Below are 4,344 nucleotides of genomic sequence, written 5' to 3'. Positions count from 1 at the left end.
TATTATAATTCTTTACAAGCTAAGAGACTGTAAAATATTTATGTAAACTAATTGACTCCTTCTATGATAGAATACTAAAGTATAGGAGGAGTTTTTTATGGCAAGAAAAAGAATAATAACACCAGAAAAGAAAGAGCTTATCAGAAATCTCATTTCTGAGTACAACATCACTTGAGCAAAGAATTTGCAGGAAGCATTGAAGGATCTGCTCGGAGATACGATACAAAATATGTTGGAAGCAGAGCTGGATGAACATCTCGGATATGAAAAGTACGAATCAACTGAAGAAGCGAAATCAAATTACCGTAACGGGTACACATCAAAAACATTAAAGTCAAGTGTAGGGCAAGTAGAAATAGATATCCCGCGGGACCGGAATGCAGAATTCGAGCCGAAAATTGTTCCCAAGTATAAAAGGGACATTTCAGAAATTGAAAATAAAATAATAGCAATGTATGCGCGGGGGATGTCTACCAGAGAAATCAATGAGCAGATACAGGAAATCTACGGATTTGAAGTATCTGCCGAGATGGTAAGTAAGATCACTGATAAAATACTACCTCAGATAGAAGAGTGGCAGAAAAGGCCTCTGGGAGAGGTTTATCCGATAGTATTTATTGACGCAATTCATTTTTCAGTAAAAAATGACGGCATTGTTGGGAAGAAGGCCGTATATATTGTGCTGGCAATTGATATAGAAGGGCAGAAAGATGTTATCGGTATTTATGTAGGAGAAAATGAGAGCTCAAAATTCTGGCTGAGTGTCTTAAAAGACCTTAAAAACAGAGGAGTTAAAGACATCCTGATTCTCTGTGCTGATGCACTTTCAGGGATAAAGGATGCAATCAATGCGGCTTTTCCGAATACTGAATATCAGAGGTGTATAGTACACCAGATAAGAAACACGCTAAAGTATGTGTCAGATAAAGACCGAAAGGAATTTGCCAGGGACTTGAAACGGATATATACGGCTCCGAATGAGAAGGCAGGGTACGACCAGATGCTTGAGGTTTCAGAGAAATGGGAGAAGAAATACCCGGCAGCTATGAAGAGCTGGAAGAGCAATTGGGATGTTATTTGTCCATTTTTTAAGTATTCGGAGGAACTACGTAAAATCATGTATACGACCAATACTATTGAGAGCCTGAATAGCAGTTATAGAAGGATAAACAAATCAAGGACAGTATTTCCTGGCGACCAGTCACTTTTAAAGAGCATATATTTAGCTACAGTGAAGATTACTTCAAAATGGACGATGCGTTACAAAAACTGGGGTTTGATACTGGGACAGCTACAGATTATGTTCGAAGGGCGTATATAGTATAATCAAGGGGTTCAGGGAAACTCTGGTTTCCTGAACCCCTCTGTAATATTTTATACGCATCATCTTTGTCAAATTTTTCTTTTGTAAGAATTTCTTATCAGAAATTCTTTTGAATCTATAAAATTTGACAAAGCAGACTTTCGAGTCTTAAAATATATTTAAACACTAACATAGAAGGAAAATTAGTTTACACAAAAATATTTACACTGCCAATATTTTTATAAAAGCCATATTCTTATCCAAAACTCTAAATACTGCAGATTATCCCCTTACACATAATACTGAATATACCTCTCTTCCAATGGCAACTCCTCATCATCAACTATCTTTTCCTCCAATAACTTCTCTTTATCCTCCAACTTCGCTATAAACAACGCATAAAAATCACTTCCTGTTGGAAAGCAAAACAGTCCATACCCTGCTTTCTCCAATATCTTGTTCACTTCTTTTATCTTATCTGTCAAATCATCATACTCCATCTCGTCCAGCTCTTCCAACTCCTCCTGTGTTGCAAGCTCTATTCCATGACTGAATTCATAATCCATTATATAATTTATTATCTCGCTCCCCTCTTCTCCACCATAATCAACACACAGAAACTTCCCTTCCGATATCCCGTATTCCAATATCGCCTCACTCAAATCATTTCCTTCCAAATCATTTCCTTCCGAATCACTTAAAATTGGTTTCACTTCCTCAATGTCTTCAAATATAATCCCAACTATATCTTCCATTGCCATAACAGTTTCCTCCTATTCAAACAGTTTTCCATGCTTGTTGGGAATGTAATTTGGATAATTCTTTCGGTAAAACTCATCTATGGCTCTCAACAAAGGATCCCACTCCGGATATGGCTCCGGCTCATTAATCACCACCTTCGCTTCCGGTGTGTTCATCAGCAAGTCTTCAAATTTATCCGGTACCGGCAAACCTAATTTCCTCCTTATATGCATTAAAAACAATATCTCATATGGATAAAATCCATACGTGTAATCACCAAATTCCGGTTCGTTATCAATGTCCGAAACTAATACGGAATGATACAATATCATTTTATCAATCACGCTTTTAACCTCTTCCAAATTTGGACTCAACCATAAATCCAATGCTTCTTTATAAACATCAAGATCTTCAGGAATTAATTCAAATGAACGCCCCTCTTTTTTCAGCTTATCTTTCACTGCCAAATGTACATTTTGACTCTCCCCTGCTATGGTTCTGTTCCTATACCTTAAATATAACTCTAACAAAAACCATATATGTTTCTGCGGATAATCTACATCCAAAATATTTTTTCCAAGATTATCTACAATAAGATTAAATAATATATTTTCTTCCCTTTCCCAGCCAAACATCGTAAAGTGAATTAAAGCTGTAACAACTTCTAAAAAATCATATTCTAAATCCATATTAGGATAACGAATTCTATAGAGTTCTTGTCCCACACATTGATAAAATACAACCATTTGAACTTTCTTTAATTCATCTATACTATTTCCTCCATTTATCAATACCTCGTTCTTCCACTTCGTTAGGTAATATGAAGATATACTACTTAAATCTATCAATAAAACATGATCTTTCTCTACAGCATTCATTTTGATTATATCATCAATTTCATTCTTAATTTCTTCATACTCTTCCTCCGAATCTTTAGATTCTATCTCCTCAATCCAATTTTTCTTGTATTTCTTAAATGTCATTTCAAGCTTTTTCTTATTTAACATTATATTCACCTCTCAAAATTAATCTCATATTTTTCCCCATGCTTTTACATTTACGTCTTCTACACTAAACCTTTTTTTTAGTTATTTTTACTTTTGCCTCCACTCTAATATAATCAACTTTTAATTCAGGAAATTGTTTTTTTAGATTTTTGTAGTTTTTTGCCATGTTCTTATATTGCTTACTAGACCTTCTGAGCATATCTTTAAAATATTTTTCTCCACCCAACTTCTGCTTCGAACTATAATTAAACTTGCCTTTTACTGAAGCTTTCGATTCAATAATTGTTAATTTCGGTGGAGGACCTTCAGATAAGAACGTCCCATCTATACCGTTTCTGCCTCTTTTGAACATCGCCGAAATGTCATTACCTAAATTATTTTCTTTTGCAACCTTTTTCATCACTTCTTCACCAAAATCACCTAAATCATGGTGCAAATTCTTTGAATTATTAATTTTCCTTTCATATTTTTTCGCTTCCGTTAACTTAAATTTATCGTTAAGAACCGGATTATAGTCTGCATTATGTACCAATATTCCATTATTACCAACATGATAGGTATGGAAATCATCCACCTTAAAATTATAAACCTTAACCGGTTCATCCGTTATCTCCAGCTTTTTCTCCTCAACCACCAAAACATTGCCCTTTGAATCAACCAACTTGTCTCCGACTAACAGTTTTCCCGCTTCAACAAAACCCACATCTTTAACATAAAACGGATGCTCAAAGGTTGTCTTGATTACCTCTCCATTGATTGTCAAATGCAAAAGCTCCGTCGTATCTCTCACATATGTCTCAAGCACTGTCTTCTCGGCCACTTCAAAAGTCTCCGGATTCGTCGCAATTACCTTGTCCCCTGCCTTGATATTCTCTATCGCAACCAAGCCTGTCGCAGTTAATACCATCGTACCTGCAACAAAGCACTTCATTGTCGATGCCGCCCCGGCACTGAAAACAGCCAGCGCGTTTACAGCAATCTGGAATCCGTTATAAAGTGCATTGGAATGCAGCTTCCGGTTAAATTCAACCAATGCGTTGGATGGATCAAACAATGATACTCCCATTGCCAGCATGTCAAATCCATCCATACCAAACGAGAGTGCTGCCGTAACCTTTGATGTAACATTTATCGCTTTTCCCACTGTGCTCATACATTGGATGCTTTTCCCTGCAGCTGCTCCCAAAGCACCAAGCCCGGCACATGCCGCTCCTGTCACCGCTCCGGAAATTGCTCCGCTTAATGCCCCGTCAGCAAATCCTTCCAAAAACGATCCTCCATTTATCGCCGCAG

Annotated in this window: 3 protein-coding genes and 1 pseudogene; 1 reads left to right on the top strand and 3 read right to left on the bottom strand. The window is 36.7% G+C overall.

The genetic code is table 11. The features are described 5' to 3' along the window. Nucleotides 1–97 precede the first annotated feature (97 nt). Nucleotides 98–1,321: pseudogene (locus JCM21531_RS16620) on the top strand (IS256-like element ISCth4 family transposase). Nucleotides 1,322–1,593: 272 nt separating this feature from the next. On the opposite strand, the gene JCM21531_RS16615 reads toward JCM21531_RS16620, so the two are convergent. From JCM21531_RS16615 to JCM21531_RS23210, 3 genes are all read right to left on the bottom strand, one after another. Then, on the bottom strand, nucleotides 1,594–2,064 hold the full coding sequence (locus tag JCM21531_RS16615; RefSeq protein ID WP_020457933.1) for a DUF6630 family protein: 471 nt from the start codon (nucleotides 2,062–2,064) through the stop codon (nucleotides 1,594–1,596). Nucleotides 2,065–2,076: 12 nt separating this feature from the next. Then, nucleotides 2,077–3,051: a hypothetical protein gene (locus JCM21531_RS23215; protein WP_038291488.1), complete on the bottom strand. Its 975-nt coding sequence runs from the start codon at nucleotides 3,049–3,051 to the stop codon at nucleotides 2,077–2,079. A 64-nt stretch (nucleotides 3,052–3,115) separates the two neighbouring features. Further along, a partial coding sequence (locus tag JCM21531_RS23210) for an HINT domain-containing protein (RefSeq protein ID WP_243467879.1) occupies nucleotides 3,116–4,344 on the bottom strand: 1,229 nt, incomplete at its 5' end.

This window comes from Acetivibrio straminisolvens JCM 21531 (assembly GCF_000521465.1).
Taxonomy (GTDB): Bacteria; Bacillota; Clostridia; order Acetivibrionales; family Acetivibrionaceae; genus Hungateiclostridium; species Hungateiclostridium straminisolvens.
Note: the sequence above shows the minus strand (reverse complement) of the source record. Positions and strands in the feature narration are given on the sequence as shown.

Coding starts and splice junctions, on each gene's coding strand:
- JCM21531_RS23215 (WP_038291488.1), bottom strand. CDS start 3,051: ATGTTAAATAAGAAAAAGCTTGAAATGACATTTAAGAAATACAAGAAA.
- JCM21531_RS16615 (WP_020457933.1), bottom strand. CDS start 2,064: ATGGCAATGGAAGATATAGTTGGGATTATATTTGAAGACATTGAGGAA.